Consider the following 17,707-nt stretch of genomic DNA (forward strand, 5'->3'; position numbering starts at 1 on the left):
TCTACAGAAGATCGCGAAGGGCGGCAAGTCCGCACGCCTGGCGGCGAACGCGCGCTCCCGGCCCAGCACTCCGGAGATTACTGATTTTAATGATAATTTACGTGCCGCCGGTGAACAAATTGCCGAGTGCCACGTTTCATGTCGGCGAAACGGCAGGAGACGAGCAGGTAATGGTTTTCAAGGCGGCTACATTTCACGGCATCGCACCGACGATCGAAAGCGAAAACGCGATGCGTTCCGCGCTGGAATGCGAGGTTGCCAATGCACTCGCCGTCGCCGGCGGTCTCGACGCCTCCGACGTCACGGTTACCGCCGTCGGCCAGGAGATCCGCCTCGCTGGAACAGTGGCGACGTCTGACGAGGTGAAGCGCGCAAGCGCGGTGGCGGAGGCGATGCCGGGGGTGAGGCTGGTGAGGAACAGGATCCTGGTCGGGTGAGGTGTGCGGAAAACTGTGACCGGCGCGCATAGATTTACAAGCCGCTTAATGTTGCCAACCAAAAGAACAGCTTGATCGTATCCGGGTCATCCGATGGATCGGCACCGGTGCGGTAGAGTACGCCGCCTACTTTCTCGATCACCCGCCTCGATGAAAGGTTATCTTCGTTGCAGATGATGCTTATTCTTTCAAAGCCGGCCTGCGCTGCAATTGGCAGCAGGAGCCGTAGCGCCTGCGTGGCATAGCCTCTGCCCTGTTTCCACGGGACGATCGAGTAGCCCACATGGCCCGGTAGATGAAGCGGCAATTGGCTTGTTCCGGGCAGATGCCGAAATGTGATGTAGCCGCAGAATTCTCCATCCCAGATCCAGAATGGCCGGAGGACCAAATGCTGAGGTCTGCGGTCGGACACCGATGTGGCAATGACATCGCCGGATGTGAAGCGGGCAAGGAAGCCCGCTCTGTCATATCTGAGCGCAGCCAGTTCGGCTTCGACATAGGCCTTGTCCTGCTGGCGCCTGGGATCGGGTGACCATCCCTTTGCCAGCGCGTCCTCGAAGCCCGATAAGTTCAGCAGGCTTGGCTCGGCCAGGACGATGGAGCTTGCGCTCGCTTGCTGTTCTGCCATCTCTGCTCCTTGGTCGATACGGCAATGCCGATCACGTTCGGATGTTAAAACAGCAATCGGAACTGGCGCGTCGAATTGCAAGGGCAATATGCAAAAGCCAACCGACACGCCGTGGGCAGCCTATGCGACAAGCGAATGCGCTCATGTGCTGGTTCGAGCACGACATCTCCATTGGCTGTTCGAGCGCAATCTTCTGAGATGGTTCACGTTTTATGAAGAACTGGCGGCGATGGTACCGGCATTGCTATGTGATTCGAACCGCAATGACGGAGATGGTATGACGCTTCTACAGTTCCCGGCCGACAGACGAACCGCAGACGTAAGACGGTGTGCCGAAGCCCTGCAGCAATTGCATGGGGAGGCGGCAAATCGCTTTTGGCGGTCGGAAATGGCCGGATTTGCAGCCGGGCTAAGGGGGCAGGGTGTCGCCGAGGACGAGATTGGTCATCAGGCCGGCCTGTTCATGCGCGCGGTTCAGATGGAGCTGGAGCTGGTGTTTGCTGCGGAAGAGGCGCTGGCCTAGCTCTTTCGAAGCTCTGGGGCCGCCGATCTTGGATCGGCGGCAAACACGGCAAGCTGTTTTGGCGATCGAATATGGATGATCCGGGCGTGCCCGCGATGCGCTTCGATGGCCGCAAGCAGCTTTGGCCGCATGTCCCGATGCAGCGACCACATCATCTTGAAGAGACGAATGGTCACCGGAAACATCGGGCATCCTTCCGGCCCGTCCGGGCGGCCAAAGAAGAGCGACTTCACCTGGCGCTTGCTGGCCCACCAGTAGTGAACCCAGATCGGGTGATCGACGAAAACGATCGTATCCGCCATCTCCATACGACGTTGAACGGAGTCCCACGATCCGTAGCCGTCGATCAGCCAGCGCTCTTGTGAAAGCCAGGCCTCGTGGGAGGCGGTAAATTCAGACCGAGACGCCTGAACCCAATTCGGCTTCCACTGGATATTGTCGATGGCGTAATAGGGGAGCGCGTGTGCAGTGCTCAAAATCCTGCACATTGTCGACTTCCCGCCGCCCGCATTGCCGATCACCATCACCCGCGTCATGGATGAAAGATAGTCTGACAGAGGTATCGGCGCAAAGGCTGTAGTGGTCGTTTCAGGAAGAAGATGGTGATCTCGACGCGATTCGAACGCGTGACCCCCAGATTAGGAATCTGGTGCTCTATCCTGCTGAGCTACGAGACCACATGAGATGATCCATACAAAAGCAAAGGCGCGAAGCCAAGCCCTTTTACGTCCTAGGGACAATTCGCTTTTGCGGTGCCGTACGCCCTAGTCAGGCGCACGGCAAATGGCGGCGGAGCCTCAGGCGCCCAGGCGCTGTTCGGCGAGGCGGACCCAATAGGAGACACCGTGGGCGATAGCTTCGTCCGTGAAGTCGTAGGCGGCGTTGTGCAGGCCTGCCGTGTCGCCGTTGCCGATGAAGATGAAGGCGCCGGGGCGGGCGTTCAGCATGTAGGAGAAATCCTCGCCGCCCATCATCGGATCGACATCGGGGACGACGTTCGTGACACCCGCGATGTCGCGGGCGGCGGCAAGCGCATAGTCGGTTTCGTCGGCGTGGTTGAAGGTCACCGGATAATTGCGCTGGAATTCGATATCGACCTCGGCGTCGTGGCTGGCGGCAATGCCGGCGACGATCTGCTTGAAGCGCCGCTCGGCGAGATCGCGGATCGCCGGATCGAGCGTACGCACCGTGCCGGCGAAACCGGCATTGTCGGGAATGACGTTATAGGCGTTGCCGGCATTGAACTTGGTGACAGTGACGACCACGGACTTCAGCGGGTCGGCGCTGCGCGAGGCGATGAGCTGCAGGTTGGTGATGATCTGGGCGCCGATGGCGATCGGGTCGATCGTCTTGTGCGGCAAGGCGGCATGACCGCCGCGGCCCTTGATGGTGACGGTGAATTCGTCCGTCGCTGCCATGATCGGCCCCTTGCGGATGGCGAACTGGCCGACCGGCAGGCCCGGCAGGTTGTGCATGCCGTAGACTTCGGCGATCTCGAAGCGCTCCATCATGCCGTCCTTGACCATGGCGTCGCCGCCGGCGCCGCCCTCTTCGGCTGGCTGGAAGATCACGGCGACATTGCCGCTGAAATTGCGGGTCTCGGCGAGATATTTCGCGGCGCCCAGCAGCATGGCCGTGTGGCCGTCATGGCCGCAGGCATGCATCTTGCCGGGCGTGGTGGAGGCCCAGGGCTTGCCGGAGATTTCGGTGAGCGGCAGCGCATCCATGTCGGCGCGCAGGCCGACGGTGCGGCCCGGACCCTTGCCACGGATCAGGCCGACAACGCCGGTGCGGCCGATGCCGGTGACAACCTCATCGACGCCGAATGCCTTCAGCTTCTCGGCAACAAAGGCGGCGGTCTTTTCCACCGCGTAGAGGAGTTCTGGGTTCGTATGGATATGGCGGCGCCATTCGGTCACTTCGTCCTGAAGTTCGGCGGCTCTGTTCAAGATCGGCATATTGACTTTCCTGCTGCTCAATATCGGGTTCGGCACTCGGTCTGGCAAACACGTATCACCATCGCATCGCATGTTTCAAAGCGCTGCGCATGATCAAAAGGCTGTGATCCCAAACCATCCACTTTTCTGTCGAAAAAGAGTAAGATGGTCTGAATTCATGGAACTGGAGCACCCGTTTCGCTTTCGGCGAATGTATGGTCCTCCGGGTAAATAAACTCGTCGATCGCCTTTGCCTTCTCCTAGCCATATAGGTTAAATAGGCGGAGCTTTCGAGAGAATTTCGGACTTCTGAAGGATAGATCGTGCCGACGAAGCAGAATCGTTTGTATGCCGCCTTGCGGCTTGTTCCCATGGCCGCCGCCGCATCCATGCTTTTCCTGTCGACCGCTGAGGTGGCCGATGCCAATCCGCACGTCCTCGTCGATGCCAATACCGGCCGCGTGCTCGATCATCAGGAAGCCTTCAGCAAGTGGTATCCGGCGTCGCTGACCAAGTTGATGACGGCTTACGTCACCTTCCGCGCCATCCAGTCCGGGCAGGTCTCGCTCGACACGCCCGTCGTCATGTCCAAGCTTGCCTCCGCGCAGCCGGCCGCGAAGATGTATTTCAAGCCGGGCCAGAAGATGACGCTCGACAATGCTTTGAAGATGATGCTGGTCAAGTCCGCAAATGACCTCGCCATGGCCGTTTCCGAGACGATCGGCGGTTCGCAGCAGGGCTTCGTGGCACGCATGAATGCGGAAGCGGCCCGTCTCGGGATGCTCGACACGCACTTCATCAATCCCAACGGCCTGCCCGGCCAGGGCCAATATACGACCGCGCGTGACCTTGCTGTTCTCAGCGTCGCGCTGCGTCGCGAGTTCCCGCAATATGCCGGCTATTTCTCGCTGGAAGGTTTCACCAACGGCGTCAAGCAGGTGCCGAACATCAACATGCTCATTGGCCGCTACGATGGCGCCGACGGCATGAAGACCGGCTTTATCTGCGCTGCTGGCTTCAACCAGATTGCGTCCGCCACCCGCAATGGCCGTACGCTGATCTCGGTCGTGCTCGGCACGGACAGCCTGGCGGCGCGTGCCGATGATTCCGCCAATTTCCTGGAAAAGGGCTTCCAGAACCAGTTTTCCGGCAAGGACACGCTGGCGAACCTCAGGCCCTATGGGCCGGGCCAGGACCAGGTCGCTGATCTCACCGCCGAAATCTGCAGCGCCAAGGGCGCGAAGATCCGCAGCGAAACGCGCGATGAAGCCGGCCGCATGAAGGTGACCTCGCCCTATATCCACGAAATGGATCACGAGCCGAACTTCGTCTATGCCGGCCTGATCGGCGGGCAGGACGCCGCGACCGCCAGCAAGGGCGACAAGACCGACCTGACGGCCAAGGGCGACAAGACCACGAAGGGCGACAAGCTCGCCACCTCGGGTTCCGTTATCGGCATCCCGATCCCCATGCCACGCCCCACCTTCTGATCGGATCTGAACCATGAGCAATCCGCAGCAGAGGGTGCCGGTATCGATTTTCACCGGTTTTCTCGGAGCCGGTAAATCGACGCTTCTGAACCGCATCCTCAAGGATCCGGATATGCGCGACGCGGCCGTCATCATCAACGAGTTTGGCGATGTTGGCATCGACCATCTTCTGGTCGAAAGCTCCGGCGACGCCATCATCGAGCTTTCCGATGGCTGCCTTTGCTGCACGGTGCGCGGCGAGCTGGTGGATACGCTGGCGAACCTGATGGACGCCATGCAGACTGGCCGCATCAAGCCGCTGAAGCGCGTCGTCATCGAGACGACAGGCCTTGCCGATCCGGCGCCGGTGATGCAGTCGATCATGGGCAATCCGATCATCGCCAACAATTTCGATCTGGATGGCGTGATCACAGTCGTCGATGCCGTCAACGGCTTGCAGACGCTCGACAATCACGAGGAAGCGCGCAAGCAGGTGGCGGTTGCCGACCGGCTGATCGTTTCCAAGACCGGTATCGAGGGCGCTGCTCCTGCAGGTGTTTTGGAAAGCCGGCTAAGGACACTCAATCCACGGGCACAAATGCTGAAGGCCGACAGCGATGAGGCCGGCCGCGCCGCCATTCTCGTCAATGGCCTCTATGATCCCGCCTCAAAGATTGCCGACGTCGGCCGCTGGCTGCACGACGAGCTGGAGGCGGATGATCACGACCATGATCATCACCACCACGACCATGGGCACGATCACGACCATCACCATGACGGACATGGGCACCATCATCATGGCCACCGGCATCAGCACGCCCATGACGTGACCCGTCATGACGGGTCGATCCGATCCTTCTCGATCATCGAAACGCAGCCGATCGATCCGGTCGCGCTGGAAATGTTCATCGACCTGCTGCGCTCGGCGCATGGCGAGAAGCTCCTGCGCATGAAGGCGATCGTGTCCGTGTCGGACAGGCCGGAGCGTCCGGTGGTGCTGCATGGCGTGCAGAATATCTTCCATCCGCCGGTACGTCTGCCGGTCTGGCCCGATCCGAACGACCGGCGCACGCGCATGGTGATCATCACCAAGGATCTGCCGGAGGATTTCGTGAAGGGCCTGTTCGACGCGTTCCTCAGCAAGCCGAGCATCGACATGCCGGATCGCACCGCACTTCAGGACAATCCGCTCGCCGTTCCGGGTATGCGGTTCTGAGAGCCTAATACTGCCTACATCAGACACCCGCCTCGCCCTTCGAGAGCCCTGTGGGCCACCTCACAGGGTGAGGCGGAAGCGAAGCGACCCTCGAACCACGAGGATGGCCCACCGGCTGCAACTAGCTACCCCTTGCGGATCACGAACCGATGGCCGCGTTCGGTCTTCTCGCTCGACAGCAGGATATGGCCCTGCTCGTTGCAGAGATGCGGGATGTCGATGATTGCCAGGGGATCGGTCGTTTCAACGGTTAAAACCGCACCGCTTGGCATGCCGCGCAGGCGTTTTTCCGTTTTGATCGCTGGATGCGGGCATTTCAGCCCGCGCAGGTCGTAGACCCCGTCGTCCAGGCTATTCACCCTTGGCCCAGAACTTCCAAAAGGGCGGCTTCTTGGCCGAGTCGGTCTGCGCGGTTTCCACCGGCGGCTGTGCGTAGGCGAGCGGCGCGCTGGCCATGGGGTTCATGGGGTTTGCCATCGGGATCGGCACATTCGCGGGAATGTTGGTGGCGATTGCGATCTCATCGGTCTGGACCGGCTGCTGCGCAACGGGACCCACCGGAGCCGGAGCGGCCGTTGCCATGCGGATGCTCGCCGTCGTCGGATTGGCGGTGGTGGCGCCGCGCGCGATCTGCTGTGCCGACTGGTTCGACATCATCGATTCCAGATCGGCGACCTTCATCATCTTGCCGGCGGCGAGCGCCGTGCCGGTCGGGGCATAGGCGAGATCGTGGCCCTTGCGCTGCTTGGCAACGACGGCCTTGCGCTCGGCTTCGGTCGGGTCGTACCAGGCCATGCCGTCGAATTTCTTCAGGGCGGTGCCGTAGTCGGCCTGGTACTGCTTGTCATAGGTTGCAAGCGCGGTCTGCAGCGCCGGCGGTGTCGTCATCACCGGGCATTTGCCGCCGGCGGTGAACGGGCCGCCGGACTGCTGGTTGAAGACGTATTTCTTCTCGCAGACCTCGACTTCCGGCGGACGCTTGGTCACTTCGAAATTGTCGTAGCCGACCTTCAGCATCTTCCAGAATTCGATGTTGGAGCTGAGGCGGTGCTTGACCATGTTTTCCGCCGTCATGCGGAAGGGGAAGGCTTCCAGCTGGATTGTCTTCTGACCGCCCTTGAAGGCGTCGCGCGCGAAGGCATAGATTTCCAGCACCTGCTGGTCGGTCATCGAATAGCAGCCCGACGACGAGCACGCGCCGTGGATCATCAGGTTGTTGCCGCTGCGGCCATTGGCGGCGTCATAGCGGTTGGGGAAGCCGGTATTGATGGCGAGATAGTATTTGGAATTCGGATTGAGGTTGGCCGGCGTCAGATTGTAGAAGCCTTCCGGCGCTTGCCGGTCGCCTTCCTTGACCTTCGGGCCGAGACGGCCGGACCAGGCGCAGATGCTGTAGCTGGCGATCACTTCGAAACGATTGTTCTGGTTCGCCTTGAGGATCTCCATCGTACCTTCTTCCTTGAAGATACGGATCATGATCGGCGAATTGCGGTCCATGCCCTTTTTCGTCATGTCGGCAAGGATGCGGTCGGGGAGCGGTTGCTCGACCTTGTTCTTTACCTTCGACAGGTCGATCGACGCGGTATCGAGCGCGTCGTTGCAGCCGGCGAGAGCCAGCGCCATCAGGGACATATAGGCAAGGTGACGGATACGCATTCTGACTTAGTCCATAGATGCGAAGAGCGGCCGTACGATCTGTTTCGCCGCCCCTTCCAAACATGAAACGGAAGCATAGACGGCTTATGCTTGATAATTCCTTACCAGCCTATGACGCGCCCGCGGCGCGGTCGCAAGCTTTTCTTTGCCAATAATGCTTCGATAACAAGAATGTGGCCAAGATTTGGCCTCATTCCCGTTCCGAGCGGTTACAGATATCAAATCCGAATTAGAGATTGCGACCCATATTGAGGAATTTCTGCCGGCGGTCGCTGCGCAATTGTTCGCCCGAACGGCTGGAGAGTTCGCCGAGCGCGTTGGAAATCACGTCGCCGGCCGCCGCGATCACCGTCTGCGGGTCGCGATGCGCGCCGCCGAGCGGTTCGGGGATGATGCCGTCGATGATCCCAAGCCCCTTGAGGTCTTCGGCGGTGATCTTCATGTTGGTGGCGGCTTCCTTGGCGCGGGTGGAATCGCGCCAGAGGATCGAGGCCGCACCTTCGGGCGAAATCACGCTGTAGATCGAATGCTCGAGCATGTAGACGCGGTTGCCGACGGCGATCGCGATGGCGCCGCCTGAGCCGCCTTCACCGATGACGACGGAGATGATCGGCACCTTGAGGCCAAGGCACATTTCTGTGGAGCGAGCGATCGCTTCCGCCTGACCGCGCTCTTCGGCTCCGACGCCGGGATAGGCGCCTGCGGTATCGACGAGGGTGATCACCGGAAGCTGGAAACGGTCGGCCATTTCCAGGATGCGGATCGCCTTGCGGTAGCCTTCGGGACGGGCGCTGCCGAAATTATGCTTCAGGCGCGACTTGGTGTCGTTGCCCTTTTCCTGGCCGAGGACGGCGACAGGCTGGCCGCGGAAGCGGGCGAAGCCAGCCTGGATGGCGGCATCCTCGGAAAATTTGCGATCGCCGGCCAGCGGCGTGAATTCCGTGAACAGCGCTTTGGCATAGTCGACGAAATGCGGGCGCTGCGGATGACGGGCAACCTGCGTCTTCTGCCAGGCGTTGAGCTTTGAGTAGATGTCGGCCATCGACTCGCGAACACGAATCTCGAGCCGGCCCACTTCGTCCGAAGTGTCGATGCTCTCATCTTCGCTCGCGAGCTTCTTGAGCTCGTGAATCTTGCCTTCGAGATCCGAGATGGGTTTTTCGAAGTCGAGATAATTGTGCATGAGGTGCGTTTCCGATCCTTTTGCTTATGACGAGAGACGGCCCGTATAATCTATGTGCCGGTCCTATTCCTGTTTTTTGCCCTGTTTGGCAAGGGGGTGATGCGTTTGCACCAGCTGGTGAAGGCGTTCTTCCAGTACATGTGTGTAGATTTGTGTCGTCGAAATGTCGGAATGGCCGAGCAATTCCTGCACCACGCGCAAATCTGCGCCGTTAGCAAGCAGGTGGCTGGCAAAGGCATGACGCATGACATGCGGCGAGATCAGCGACGGTGTCAGCCCGGCGCGGATGGCGAGATCCTTCAGGTCGCGCGCGAAAACCTGGCGCGGCAGATAGCCCTGCTTGGAGGCTGCGGGGAAGAGCCAGGCGCTTTCCGGTGCCGGCTGCTTGGTGTTGGCCGCCACCTGCGTCTGAAGCTTGCCATAGGTTTTCAGCGCCGCGATGGCCGATTGCGACAGCGGCACCAGCCGCTCCTTATTGCCCTTGCCGCGGATCATCAGGAAGCGCCCTTCCTGGTCCAGCACCTTGGCCGGGAGGGTCACGAGTTCGCTGACCCGCATGCCGGTGGCATAGAGCAGTTCCAGGAGAACCAACATGCGCAGGCGCTGCAATTGATCGGGGCTTTCTTCGGCTGCTTCCTTTTCCGCCTGGGTGAGAAGGCGCGTCACCTCCTCGACCCCCATGGTCTTCGGCAAGGCGCGGCCCTTCTTCGGCGCGTCGAGAATGCCGGTCGGATCGTCCGTGCGCAGCCCCTCCGCATAGAGGAACTTGTAGAACTGGCGCATGGCCGAAAGCCGGCGTGCCTGCGACGACGGCTTGAAGCCCTGGCGCGACAGGCCGGAGAGATAGGCGCCGAGATCGTTCGATCCGGCCTCGGTCAGGCGGACGCTGCGCTCGGACAGAAAGGAATGGAGGTCATCAAGATCGCGCTCGTAGGATTGCAGCGTGTTGACCGCCGCTCCGCGCTCCGCGCTCATCATTTCCAGAAAGGCTTCCATATGGACGCGGCTCAAATCCCTCGCCATGGCCTCAGCCCTCATGGTTTCACCGAGCCGGTCGTTGGTGGATTGATCCGTTCCGACGGCAGGCGGATCGTTACATCGCGCGGCTGTGGATCGACGAAGAGAACCAGCGCCCACATTGCCCCATACACCGATCCGGCGATGACCGCGCAGATGACGAGGAAACGAAATAGGGTCGGCATTCAAAAACTCTCCTCGTCCCAATCATTGGTCCGGTAATCGGTTATAATCATATGCATCAAGCGTTAGCCGAAGGATAATGCAGGCATGTTTACGTTGCTGCGTCTTGACGCTAAAGGCGCATTTGACGATACCGTTTCCAAACAAATTGTGAATGGGCCAATGAGTGAACAAGTCCTGACCCTTGCAGAAAGCCTCAGAGACAGGGCGCGCGCCGCACTGGGCACGCGTAATCTTGTCTTCGTCGGGCTGATGGGGGCTGGTAAATCTTCGATCGGTCGGGTGGTGGCAAACCAGCTGGGCATTCCTTTCGTCGATACGGATATCGAGATCGAGCGTGTGTCGCGCATGACGATCCCGGAACTGTTTGCCGCTTACGGCGAAGAGGAGTTCCGGGCGTTGGAAATGCGGGTGATCAAGCGGCTGCTCAAGGGCGGGCCGCGCGTCGTCTCCACCGGCGGCGGCGCCTTCATCAACGAACGCACGCGCCGGCATGTCAAACGCAGCGGTTTGTCGGTCTGGCTGAAGGCCGATCTCGACGTGCTGTGGGAGCGCGTCAGCAAGCGCGATACGCGGCCGCTGCTCAAAACCGAGAACCCGAAACAGACCCTCGAAAGACTGATGACCGCGCGCTATCCGATCTATGCGGAAGCCGATCTCGTGGTTTTATCTCGCGATGTGAACAAGGATATCATGGTCAATGAAGTCCTTGTGGCCATCGCCGAGGGAAGACAGGAAAGCAAGACGCCATGAATGCGATCACATCCGCGCCAGCGGAACGCCTTGTCCGCGTGCCGCTCGGCGAGCGCGCCTATGACATTCTGATCGGTCCGGGACTGATTGCCCGGGCAGGCGCGGAAATCGCGACGAGGCTGAAGGGCCGCAAGGCCGCCGTTATCACCGATGAAAACGTCGCGCCGATCTATCTCGATGCACTGACAGCGAGCCTTAAGGCGGCGGGTATCCAGTCGTCCAGCTTGGTGCTTCCGGCCGGTGAGAAGACTAAAAGCTTCGAACATCTGATGACCGTCTGCGACGCCGTGCTGACCGCGCGCATCGAGCGCAACGATGCCGTCATTGCGCTCGGCGGCGGTGTTATCGGCGATCTCTCCGGCTTTGCCGCTGGCATCGTGCGCCGGGGCGTTCGTTTCGTGCAGGTGCCGACCTCGTTGCTGTCGCAGGTGGATTCCTCCGTCGGCGGCAAAACCGGCATCAACACGCATCACGGCAAGAACCTGGTCGGCGTCTTCCACCAGCCGGACCTGGTGCTGGCGGATACCGACGTGCTGAACACGCTCAGCCAACGCGAATTCCGCGCCGGTTACGCCGAAGTCGCCAAATACGGCCTGATCGACAAGCCGGATTTCTTCGCCTGGCTGGAAGCGAACTGGCAGGATGTGTTTTCCGGAGGTGCCGCGCGCATCGAGGCGATCGCGGCGAGCTGTCAGGCGAAATCCGATGTCGTCGTCGCCGACGAGCGCGAAAACGGCCCGCGAGCGCTGCTCAATCTCGGCCATACCTTCGGTCATGCCCTGGAGGCCGCCACCGCCTATGACAGCCGCCGGCTGGTGCACGGCGAGGGGGTAGCGATCGGCATGGTGCTGGCGCATGAGTTTTCCTCGCGCCTCAATCTGGCAAGCCCCGATGACGCCAAGCGCGTTGCGGCACATCTGAAGACGGTCGGCTTGCCGACGCGGATGGGCGATATTCCAGGCGAGCTGCCGCCGGCCGAAGTGCTGATGGATGCGATCGCGCAGGACAAGAAAGTCAAGAGCGGACAGCTCACCTTCATCCTCACCCGCGGCATCGGCCAGTCCTTCGTGGCCGATGATGTCCCGTCCTCCGAGGTTCTGAGCTTCCTCAAGGAAAAACATCCGCAATGACGGTCGAAGGCACGCTGGCGGTTCTGTTGGAATATTGGCCCGAGATCGCCTCGATCGTCGTGCTCGTGTTGCTGTCGGCGTTTTTCTCCGGTTCGGAAACCGCGCTGACGGCGGCCTCGCGTAGCCGCGTTCACACGCTGGAGGCCAATGGCGACGAGCGGGCGGGGATCGTGCGCAAGCTGATCGAACGCCGCGACCGCCTGATCGGTGCGCTGCTGATCGGCAATAACCTCGCCAATATTCTGGCGTCGTCGCTGGCGACCAGCGTGTTTCTCGGTCTCTTCGGCAATTCCGGCGTAGCGCTGGCAACGCTGGCCATGACCGTCATCCTCGTCATTTTCGCGGAAGTGCTACCGAAAAGCTGGGCGATCTCGGCGCCGGATCGGTTTGCGCTCAATGTTGCTGGCACCGTGCGCCTTTTCGTCGCCGTCGTCGGGCCGATATCGAGTTTCGTGAATGCCATCGTCCGGCAGATTCTCGGCGTCTTCGGCATCAACCTTTCCAGGGAAGTGTCGATGCTGTCGGCGCATGAGGAGCTGCGCGGCGCCGTCGATCTGCTGCATCGCGAGGGGTCGGTGGTCAAGGCTGACCGCGACCGTCTGGGCGGCGTGCTTGATCTCGGCGAGCTGGAACTCTCCGATATCATGGTCCACCGCACAGCGATGCGTGCCATCAATGCCGACGATCCGCCCGATGTCGTGGTGCGCGCCATTCTCGACAGCCCCTATACGCGTATGCCGCTCTGGCGTGGCACGATCGACAATATCATCGGCGTCGTGCACGCCAAGGATCTCCTGAGGGCGCTGGCCGAGCGCAATGCCGAGCCGGAGAACCTGGATATCGTCAAGATCGCCCAGAAGCCCTGGTTCGTGCCGGACAGCACCAATCTCGAAGACCAGCTGAATGCCTTCCTGCGCCGCAAGCAGCATTTCGCCGTCGTCGTCGACGAATATGGCGAGGTGCAGGGCATCGTCACGCTAGAGGATATTCTGGAAGAGATCGTCGGCGATATCGCCGATGAGCACGATCTCGATATCCAGGGCGTGCGCCAGGAGGCGGACGGCTCGATCGTCGTCGATGGCGTAGTGCCGATCCGCGACCTGAACCGCGCGCTTGACTGGCATCTGCCGGATGAGGAGGCAACGACGATCGCCGGCCTTGTCATCCACGAATCAATGACTATCCCCGAAGAGCGCCAGGCTTTCACCTTCTACGGCAAGCGCTTCATCGTCATGAAGCGGGAAAAGAACCGCATCACCAAGCTACGTATCCGCCCCGCCGAGACGGAAGAGAACAAGCCGGAATAGGGCTCGCTACCAGCGCACCGCTTCTCCAGGCGCCGCCGGTTCCACGGCGAGCGCGTGCAGTCCTGCATCCAGTTCCGGCTTCAAAAGCTCGTTGATCGCCCTGTGGCGGGCAAGGCGGGGCATGCCGGCGAACTTGGCGGAGACGATTCGAACTCTTATATGAGTCTCGCCGGTTCCGGTCATGTCGGGCTGGTGGCCGGCGTGCATGTGGCTTTCGTTGATGACCGCAAGACGCTCGGGCGCGAAGGCGTCGACGAGCTTTTTTTCAATGCGGGATTGTAGCGTCGTTTCCATATTCCCGCCATTTCCTCGTTCGCGAAAAAGGTTCCCACAAAGCCTATAACATTCCCATTTGTCAATTCTTGTTGTGGGGTAATCGAGGCCTCATAATTAGGGCGTCATGAAACTTGATTCAAAATATTTCGATCGCATTCGAACCCGCCGCAGACGTGAGCCGGAGCCCGAACAGGCGCCGCCAACGTGCCAGTGGGACGGCTGCGACAAAAAGGGTACGCATCGCGCTCCGGTCGGGCGCAATGCGGAAGGGCAGTTCTTTTTGTTCTGCTTCGAGCACGTCAAGGACTACAACAAGGGCTACAATTATTTCTCCGGCCTCTCGGACGGCGAGATCGCGCGCTACCAGAAGGAAGCGATCACCGGCCATCGTCCGACCTGGACCGTCGGCGTCAACAAGGCGGCGAAGAACAGCCCTCTGCAATCGGAAGTCCGCTCCGGTGCCTATACGCGGGTTCGCGATCCCTTCGGCTTCGTCAAGGATGGCGACGGCCGGGGCAGCGGGCCGCGCTTTCCAGAGCAGCGCAAGCTGAAGACGCTGGAGGCAAAGGCCTTCGATACGATGGGTCTCGGCGCCAACGCCACCTCGACGGAAATCAAGAGCCGCTACAAGGAACTGGTGAAAAAACATCATCCGGACGCCAATGGCGGCGACCGCGGCTCGGAGGAGCGCTTCCGCGCGGTCATCCAGGCTTATCAATTATTGAAACAGAACGGTTTTTGTTAATTCCTGTCCTTGCTCTCCGTCTTCAATCAGGTATGGTCCAAATCGGCTGAGGCCGTGGGCAACTGCGGCGGGGTGCGCAATTGGCTGGCTGCACCTCGGCCGACTTTCCGGATGCGGCGTTTCTTGTCCGGGACTCTGTTCAAGAATGCTCGCAAGCGATCATTTCATCGCGTCGAGGTTTCGCTTCAGTCCCGGAGAAGTATCGCCGATGTTCCGACCAGACGGATGCGGGCAATAAACTGCGGCGTCATGATACAAATGGCTGAGATTGATATGGCTGGGTGACAGTCACCCGCCTTGGAGACATGATGAGCAAGATTGACCTTGATATTTCCGAGACTCCCGACACCACCGTTTCGGTCCGTGACGTCTTTGGCATCGATTCCGATATTCGCGTTCCGGCCTACAGCAAGGGCGGCGCCTATGTGCCTGATCTCGACACCGACTATCTGTTCGACCGCGAGACGACGCTCGCCATCCTCGCCGGTTTTGCCCATAACCGCCGCGTGATGATCTCGGGCTACCACGGCACCGGCAAGTCCTCGCATATCGAGCAGGTCGCCGCCCGCCTCAACTGGCCCTGCGTGCGTATCAACCTCGACAGCCATGTCAGCCGTATCGACCTCGTCGGCAAGGACGCGATCGTCGTCAAGGACGGGCTGCAGATCACCGAATTCAAGGACGGCATCCTGCCTTGGGCCTACCAGCACAATGTTGCGCTCGTCTTCGACGAATACGACGCCGGCCGTCCGGATGTGATGTTCGTTATCCAGCGCGTGCTGGAATCCTCCGGCCGCCTGACGCTGCTCGACCAGAGCCGCGTTATCCGCCCGCACCCGGCCTTCCGCCTGTTCGCGACCGCCAACACCATCGGCCTCGGCGACACGACCGGCCTTTATCACGGCACGCAGCAGATCAACCAGGCGCAGATGGACCGCTGGTCGATCGTAACGACGCTGAACTACCTGCCGCACGAAAACGAAGTCAACATCGTGCTCGCCAAGGTGAAGTCCTTCCGCACGGAGAAGGGCCGCGACACCGTATCCAAGATGGTTCGCGTCGCCGATCTGACCCGCGCTGCCTTCATGAACGGCGATCTGTCGACCGTCATGAGCCCGCGTACGGTCATCACCTGGGCGGAAAATGCGGAAATCTTCGGTGATGTCGCCTTCGCCTTCCGCGTCACCTTCCTCAACAAGTGCGATGAGCTGGAGCGGCCGCTGGTCGCCGAGCATTATCAGCGCGCCTTCGGCATCGAGCTGAAGGAAAGTGCTGCCAACATCGTGCTCGAAGCCTAAGGAAGAACCGACAAGTCATGTCAGGTCGCGGAGACAATTCCAAAGCGAAGCCGGGCGCCCCGGTGGACATGGAGCCGTTGCGTCGGGCGATTACCGGCTGCGTGCGCTCGATCGCCGGCGATGCCGAGGTCGAGGTCGCCTTCGCCAACGAGCGTCCGGGAATGACGGGCGAGCGCATTCGCCTGCCGGAGCTTTCGAAGCGGCCGACGGCGCATGAGCTGGCGGTGACGCGCGGTCTCGGCGATTCGATGGCGCTTAGGCTTGCCTGCCATGATGCCCGCGTGCATGCCGTCATGGCGCCGCAAGGCGCCGACGCCCGCTCGATCTTCGATGCGGTCGAGCAGGCGCGGGTCGAATCGATCGGTGCCCTGCGCATGAGCGGCGTGGCCTCCAACCTCAACTCGATGAACTCGGAAAAATACGCCAAGGCGAACTTCTCCGGCATCGAACGGCAGGAAGATGCGCCGATCGGCGAAGCCATGGCGATGATCGTGCGCGAGAAGCTGACCGGTCAGAAGCCTCCGGAAAGTGCGGGCAAGGTGCTCGACCTCTGGCGGTCCTTCATCGAAGAAAAGACCGGCGGCGAACTCGACAATCTCACCTCCAGCATCAACGACCAGCAAAGCTTTGCCCGTGCTGTCCGCAGCATGCTGACGGCCATGGAGATGGCAGAGGAATACGGCGACCAGGAAATGGAGCCGGATTCCGACGAGGAGTCTGCCGAGGAAGACAAGCCGAGCGGCGAGGATCAGGACGACCAGGATGTCGAGAGCGACGATGGCTCCGACTCCGCGCCGGCCGAGGACAGCGAAGCCTCAGACGAACAGATGGACGACGGCGAGATGGACGGCGCCGAAATCTCCGATGACGACATGAGCGAAGAGGGTGAAGAGGATTCGGAAACGCCGGGCGAAACCCGCCGTCCGAACACGCCCTTTGCCGATTTCAACGAAAAGGTCGACTACCACGTCTTCACCGAGGAATACGACGAGACCACGACGGCGCAGGAACTCTGCGACACGGTCGAGCTTGAGCGCCTGCGTGCCTTCCTCGACAAGCAGCTTGCGCATCTGCAGGGTGCAGTCGGGCGGCTTGCCAACCGCCTTCAGCGTCGCCTGATGGCGCAGCAGAACCGCTCCTGGGACTTCGACCTGGAAGAGGGCTATCTCGACCCGGCGCGTCTGACGCGTCTGATCATCGACCCGATGCAGGCGCTGTCCTTCAAGATGGAGCGCGACACGCAGTTCCGCGATACGGTTGTGACGCTGCTGATCGACAATTCCGGTTCGATGCGCGGCCGACCGATCACGGTTGCGGCCTCCTGTGCCGACATTCTGGCGCGCACGCTGGAACGTTGCGGTGTCAAGGTCGAGATTCTCGGCTTCACCACCAAGGCCTGGAAGGGCGGACAGGCGCGCGAAAAGTGGCTCGCCGGCGGCAAGCCGCAGACGCCGGGCCGCCTCAACGACCTGCGCCACATCATCTACAAATCCGCTGACGAGCCCTATCGCAGGTCGCGCGCCAATCTCGGCTTGATGATGCGCGAAGGCCTGCTCAAGGAAAATATCGATGGCGAAGCGCTGATCTGGGCGCATAACCGCCTTCTCGGCCGCCGTGAGCAGCGCCGCATCCTGATGATGATCTCGGACGGTGCTCCGGTCGACGATTCGACGCTGTCGGTCAATCCGGGCAACTATCTGGAACGGCACCTGCGCGCCGTGATCGAGCAGATCGAGACGCGTTCGCCGGTGGAACTCTTGGCGATCGGTATCGGCCATGACGTCACGCGTTATTATCGTCGCGCCGTGACGATCGTCGATGCCGACGAGCTGGCCGGCGCCATGACCGAGCAGCTTGCCTCGCTGTTCGAGGATCAGGCGAGCCAGCCGCGCTCGCGTATGCGCCGCGCAAGCTGAACGCCTTAGGCTTGTTTCCAGCATCGGCCGTTC

At 60.9% G+C, this 17,707-nt stretch carries 19 protein-coding genes and 1 tRNA gene; 10 read left to right on the forward strand and 10 right to left on the reverse strand.

What is annotated here, in order from left to right; all coding sequences use genetic code 11:
* Window positions 1-170 precede the first annotated feature (170 nt).
* Complete coding sequence (locus RRH01S_RS11480) at window positions 171-437, forward strand: BON domain-containing protein (protein ID WP_039973618.1); 267 nt, start codon at window positions 171-173, stop codon at window positions 435-437.
* Window positions 438-471: 34 nt separating this feature from the next.
* On the opposite strand, the gene RRH01S_RS11485 is transcribed toward RRH01S_RS11480, so the two are convergent.
* Complete coding sequence (locus tag RRH01S_RS11485) at window positions 472-1,065, reverse strand: GNAT family N-acetyltransferase (protein WP_042471709.1); 594 nt, start codon at window positions 1,063-1,065, stop codon at window positions 472-474.
* Window positions 1,066-1,153: 88 nt separating this feature from the next.
* Here RRH01S_RS11485 and RRH01S_RS34795 point away from each other — a divergent pair, with 88 nt between their 5' ends.
* Window positions 1,154-1,588: a DUF6074 family protein gene (locus tag RRH01S_RS34795; RefSeq protein WP_234711681.1), complete on the forward strand. Its 435-nt coding sequence runs from the start codon at window positions 1,154-1,156 to the stop codon at window positions 1,586-1,588.
* Here the strand turns inward: RRH01S_RS34795 and RRH01S_RS11495 are convergent.
* From RRH01S_RS11495 to RRH01S_RS11505, 3 genes are all read right to left on the reverse strand, one after another.
* The gene (locus tag RRH01S_RS11495) at window positions 1,585-2,076 is read right to left on the reverse strand and encodes a P-loop NTPase family protein (protein ID WP_234711682.1); all 492 of its coding nucleotides are present in this window, start codon (window positions 2,074-2,076) and stop codon (window positions 1,585-1,587) included. The two genes, RRH01S_RS34795 and RRH01S_RS11495, sit on opposite strands and share 4 nt — an antisense overlap.
* A 112-nt stretch (window positions 2,077-2,188) precedes the next feature.
* A tRNA-Arg gene (locus RRH01S_RS11500) sits at window positions 2,189-2,265 on the reverse strand.
* 120 nt (window positions 2,266-2,385) lie between these two features.
* A complete protein-coding gene (locus tag RRH01S_RS11505; RefSeq protein ID WP_012652601.1) occupies window positions 2,386-3,546 on the reverse strand; it encodes a M20 aminoacylase family protein in 1,161 nt (386 codons plus the stop codon).
* Window positions 3,547-3,848: 302 nt separating this feature from the next.
* On the opposite strand from RRH01S_RS11505, the gene RRH01S_RS11510 reads away from it, so the two are divergent.
* Entirely contained in the window at window positions 3,849-5,015 is a 1,167-nt protein-coding gene (locus tag RRH01S_RS11510; RefSeq protein WP_012652600.1) for a D-alanyl-D-alanine carboxypeptidase family protein, read from the forward strand.
* Between the two features lie 13 nt (window positions 5,016-5,028).
* A complete protein-coding gene (locus RRH01S_RS11515; RefSeq protein ID WP_042471714.1) occupies window positions 5,029-6,210 on the forward strand; it encodes a CobW family GTP-binding protein in 1,182 nt (393 codons plus the stop codon).
* 125 nt (window positions 6,211-6,335) lie between these two features.
* Here RRH01S_RS11515 and RRH01S_RS11520 read toward each other — a convergent pair whose 3' ends face one another.
* The 5 genes from RRH01S_RS11520 to RRH01S_RS34380 form a co-directional block, all read right to left on the reverse strand.
* The gene (locus RRH01S_RS11520) at window positions 6,336-6,569 is read right to left on the reverse strand and encodes a sulfurtransferase TusA family protein (protein ID WP_007690018.1); all 234 of its coding nucleotides are present in this window, start codon (window positions 6,567-6,569) and stop codon (window positions 6,336-6,338) included.
* A complete protein-coding gene (locus tag RRH01S_RS11525) occupies window positions 6,562-7,866 on the reverse strand; it encodes a L,D-transpeptidase family protein (protein ID WP_042471717.1) in 1,305 nt (434 codons plus the stop codon). The genes RRH01S_RS11520 and RRH01S_RS11525 overlap by 8 nt, the downstream gene beginning before the upstream one ends.
* A gap of 229 nt (window positions 7,867-8,095) precedes the next feature.
* Window positions 8,096-9,049 carry an acetyl-CoA carboxylase carboxyltransferase subunit alpha gene (locus RRH01S_RS11530; protein ID WP_012652597.1) on the reverse strand — a complete coding sequence of 318 codons (954 nt, stop codon included), beginning with the start codon at window positions 9,047-9,049 and terminating at the stop codon, window positions 8,096-8,098.
* A gap of 63 nt (window positions 9,050-9,112) precedes the next feature.
* Window positions 9,113-10,072, reverse strand: coding sequence for a site-specific tyrosine recombinase XerD (xerD, locus tag RRH01S_RS11535; RefSeq protein ID WP_037218894.1), 960 nt, complete (start codon window positions 10,070-10,072; stop codon window positions 9,113-9,115).
* Between the two features lie 11 nt (window positions 10,073-10,083).
* Window positions 10,084-10,251 carry a hypothetical protein gene (locus RRH01S_RS34380; RefSeq protein WP_007690010.1) on the reverse strand — a complete coding sequence of 56 codons (168 nt, stop codon included), beginning with the start codon at window positions 10,249-10,251 and terminating at the stop codon, window positions 10,084-10,086.
* 160 nt (window positions 10,252-10,411) lie between these two features.
* Here RRH01S_RS34380 and RRH01S_RS11545 point away from each other — a divergent pair, with 160 nt between their 5' ends.
* Genes RRH01S_RS11545 through RRH01S_RS11555 form a run of 3 tightly spaced genes read left to right on the forward strand, consistent with a single transcriptional unit; the run spans window position 10,412 to window position 13,439 of the window.
* A complete protein-coding gene (locus tag RRH01S_RS11545; protein WP_012652595.1) occupies window positions 10,412-11,002 on the forward strand; it encodes a shikimate kinase in 591 nt (196 codons plus the stop codon).
* Window positions 10,999-12,132 carry a 3-dehydroquinate synthase gene (gene aroB, locus RRH01S_RS11550; protein ID WP_042471721.1) on the forward strand — a complete coding sequence of 378 codons (1,134 nt, stop codon included), beginning with the start codon at window positions 10,999-11,001 and terminating at the stop codon, window positions 12,130-12,132. The genes RRH01S_RS11545 and aroB overlap by 4 nt, the downstream gene beginning before the upstream one ends.
* Complete coding sequence (locus tag RRH01S_RS11555) at window positions 12,129-13,439, forward strand: HlyC/CorC family transporter (RefSeq protein ID WP_034521591.1); 1,311 nt, start codon at window positions 12,129-12,131, stop codon at window positions 13,437-13,439. Before aroB ends, RRH01S_RS11555 begins: the two co-directional genes overlap by 4 nt.
* A gap of 6 nt (window positions 13,440-13,445) precedes the next feature.
* Here the strand turns inward: RRH01S_RS11555 and RRH01S_RS11560 are convergent, their stop codons facing one another.
* Window positions 13,446-13,733 carry a BolA family protein gene (locus RRH01S_RS11560; RefSeq protein ID WP_012652592.1) on the reverse strand — a complete coding sequence of 96 codons (288 nt, stop codon included), beginning with the start codon at window positions 13,731-13,733 and terminating at the stop codon, window positions 13,446-13,448.
* A gap of 106 nt (window positions 13,734-13,839) precedes the next feature.
* Between RRH01S_RS11560 and RRH01S_RS11565 the strand changes: the two genes are divergently transcribed.
* From RRH01S_RS11565 to cobT, 3 genes are all read left to right on the forward strand, one after another.
* Complete coding sequence (locus tag RRH01S_RS11565; protein WP_007689999.1) at window positions 13,840-14,460, forward strand: J domain-containing protein; 621 nt, start codon at window positions 13,840-13,842, stop codon at window positions 14,458-14,460.
* A gap of 308 nt (window positions 14,461-14,768) precedes the next feature.
* On the forward strand, window positions 14,769-15,758 hold the full coding sequence (gene cobS, locus RRH01S_RS11570) for a cobaltochelatase subunit CobS (protein ID WP_007689997.1): 990 nt from the start codon (window positions 14,769-14,771) through the stop codon (window positions 15,756-15,758).
* A 17-nt stretch (window positions 15,759-15,775) separates the two neighbouring features.
* Window positions 15,776-17,674, forward strand: coding sequence for a cobaltochelatase subunit CobT (gene cobT / locus RRH01S_RS11575; protein ID WP_034521589.1), 1,899 nt, complete (start codon window positions 15,776-15,778; stop codon window positions 17,672-17,674).
* Window positions 17,675-17,707 lie beyond the last annotated feature (33 nt).

The organism is Rhizobium rhizogenes NBRC 13257 (genome assembly GCF_000696095.1).
Lineage (GTDB): Bacteria > Pseudomonadota > Alphaproteobacteria > Rhizobiales > Rhizobiaceae > Rhizobium > Rhizobium rhizogenes.

What these genes read in the sequence shown, in the direction of transcription:
- aroB (WP_042471721.1), top strand. Translation starts at nt 10,999, where the DNA reads ATGAATGCGATCACATCCGCGCCAGCGGAACGCCTTGTCCGCGTGCCG.
- RRH01S_RS11505 (WP_012652601.1), bottom strand. Translation starts at nt 3,546, where the DNA reads ATGCCGATCTTGAACAGAGCCGCCGAACTTCAGGACGAAGTGACCGAA.
- xerD (WP_037218894.1), bottom strand. Translation starts at nt 10,072, where the DNA reads ATGGCGAGGGATTTGAGCCGCGTCCATATGGAAGCCTTTCTGGAAATG.
- RRH01S_RS11545 (WP_012652595.1), top strand. Translation starts at nt 10,412, where the DNA reads ATGAGTGAACAAGTCCTGACCCTTGCAGAAAGCCTCAGAGACAGGGCG.
- RRH01S_RS11485 (WP_042471709.1), bottom strand. Translation starts at nt 1,065, where the DNA reads ATGGCAGAACAGCAAGCGAGCGCAAGCTCCATCGTCCTGGCCGAGCCA.
- RRH01S_RS11555 (WP_034521591.1), top strand. Translation starts at nt 12,129, where the DNA reads ATGACGGTCGAAGGCACGCTGGCGGTTCTGTTGGAATATTGGCCCGAG.
- RRH01S_RS11560 (WP_012652592.1), bottom strand. Translation starts at nt 13,733, where the DNA reads ATGGAAACGACGCTACAATCCCGCATTGAAAAAAAGCTCGTCGACGCC.
- RRH01S_RS11525 (WP_042471717.1), bottom strand. Translation starts at nt 7,866, where the DNA reads ATGCGTATCCGTCACCTTGCCTATATGTCCCTGATGGCGCTGGCTCTC.
- RRH01S_RS11515 (WP_042471714.1), top strand. Translation starts at nt 5,029, where the DNA reads ATGAGCAATCCGCAGCAGAGGGTGCCGGTATCGATTTTCACCGGTTTT.
- RRH01S_RS11530 (WP_012652597.1), bottom strand. Translation starts at nt 9,049, where the DNA reads ATGCACAATTATCTCGACTTCGAAAAACCCATCTCGGATCTCGAAGGC.
- RRH01S_RS34380 (WP_007690010.1), bottom strand. Translation starts at nt 10,251, where the DNA reads ATGCCGACCCTATTTCGTTTCCTCGTCATCTGCGCGGTCATCGCCGGA.
- RRH01S_RS11480 (WP_039973618.1), top strand. Translation starts at nt 171, where the DNA reads ATGGTTTTCAAGGCGGCTACATTTCACGGCATCGCACCGACGATCGAA.
- RRH01S_RS11495 (WP_234711682.1), bottom strand. Translation starts at nt 2,076, where the DNA reads ATGTGCAGGATTTTGAGCACTGCACACGCGCTCCCCTATTACGCCATC.
- RRH01S_RS34795 (WP_234711681.1), top strand. Translation starts at nt 1,154, where the DNA reads ATGCAAAAGCCAACCGACACGCCGTGGGCAGCCTATGCGACAAGCGAA.
- RRH01S_RS11565 (WP_007689999.1), top strand. Translation starts at nt 13,840, where the DNA reads ATGAAACTTGATTCAAAATATTTCGATCGCATTCGAACCCGCCGCAGA.
- cobS (WP_007689997.1), top strand. Translation starts at nt 14,769, where the DNA reads ATGAGCAAGATTGACCTTGATATTTCCGAGACTCCCGACACCACCGTT.
- cobT (WP_034521589.1), top strand. Translation starts at nt 15,776, where the DNA reads ATGTCAGGTCGCGGAGACAATTCCAAAGCGAAGCCGGGCGCCCCGGTG.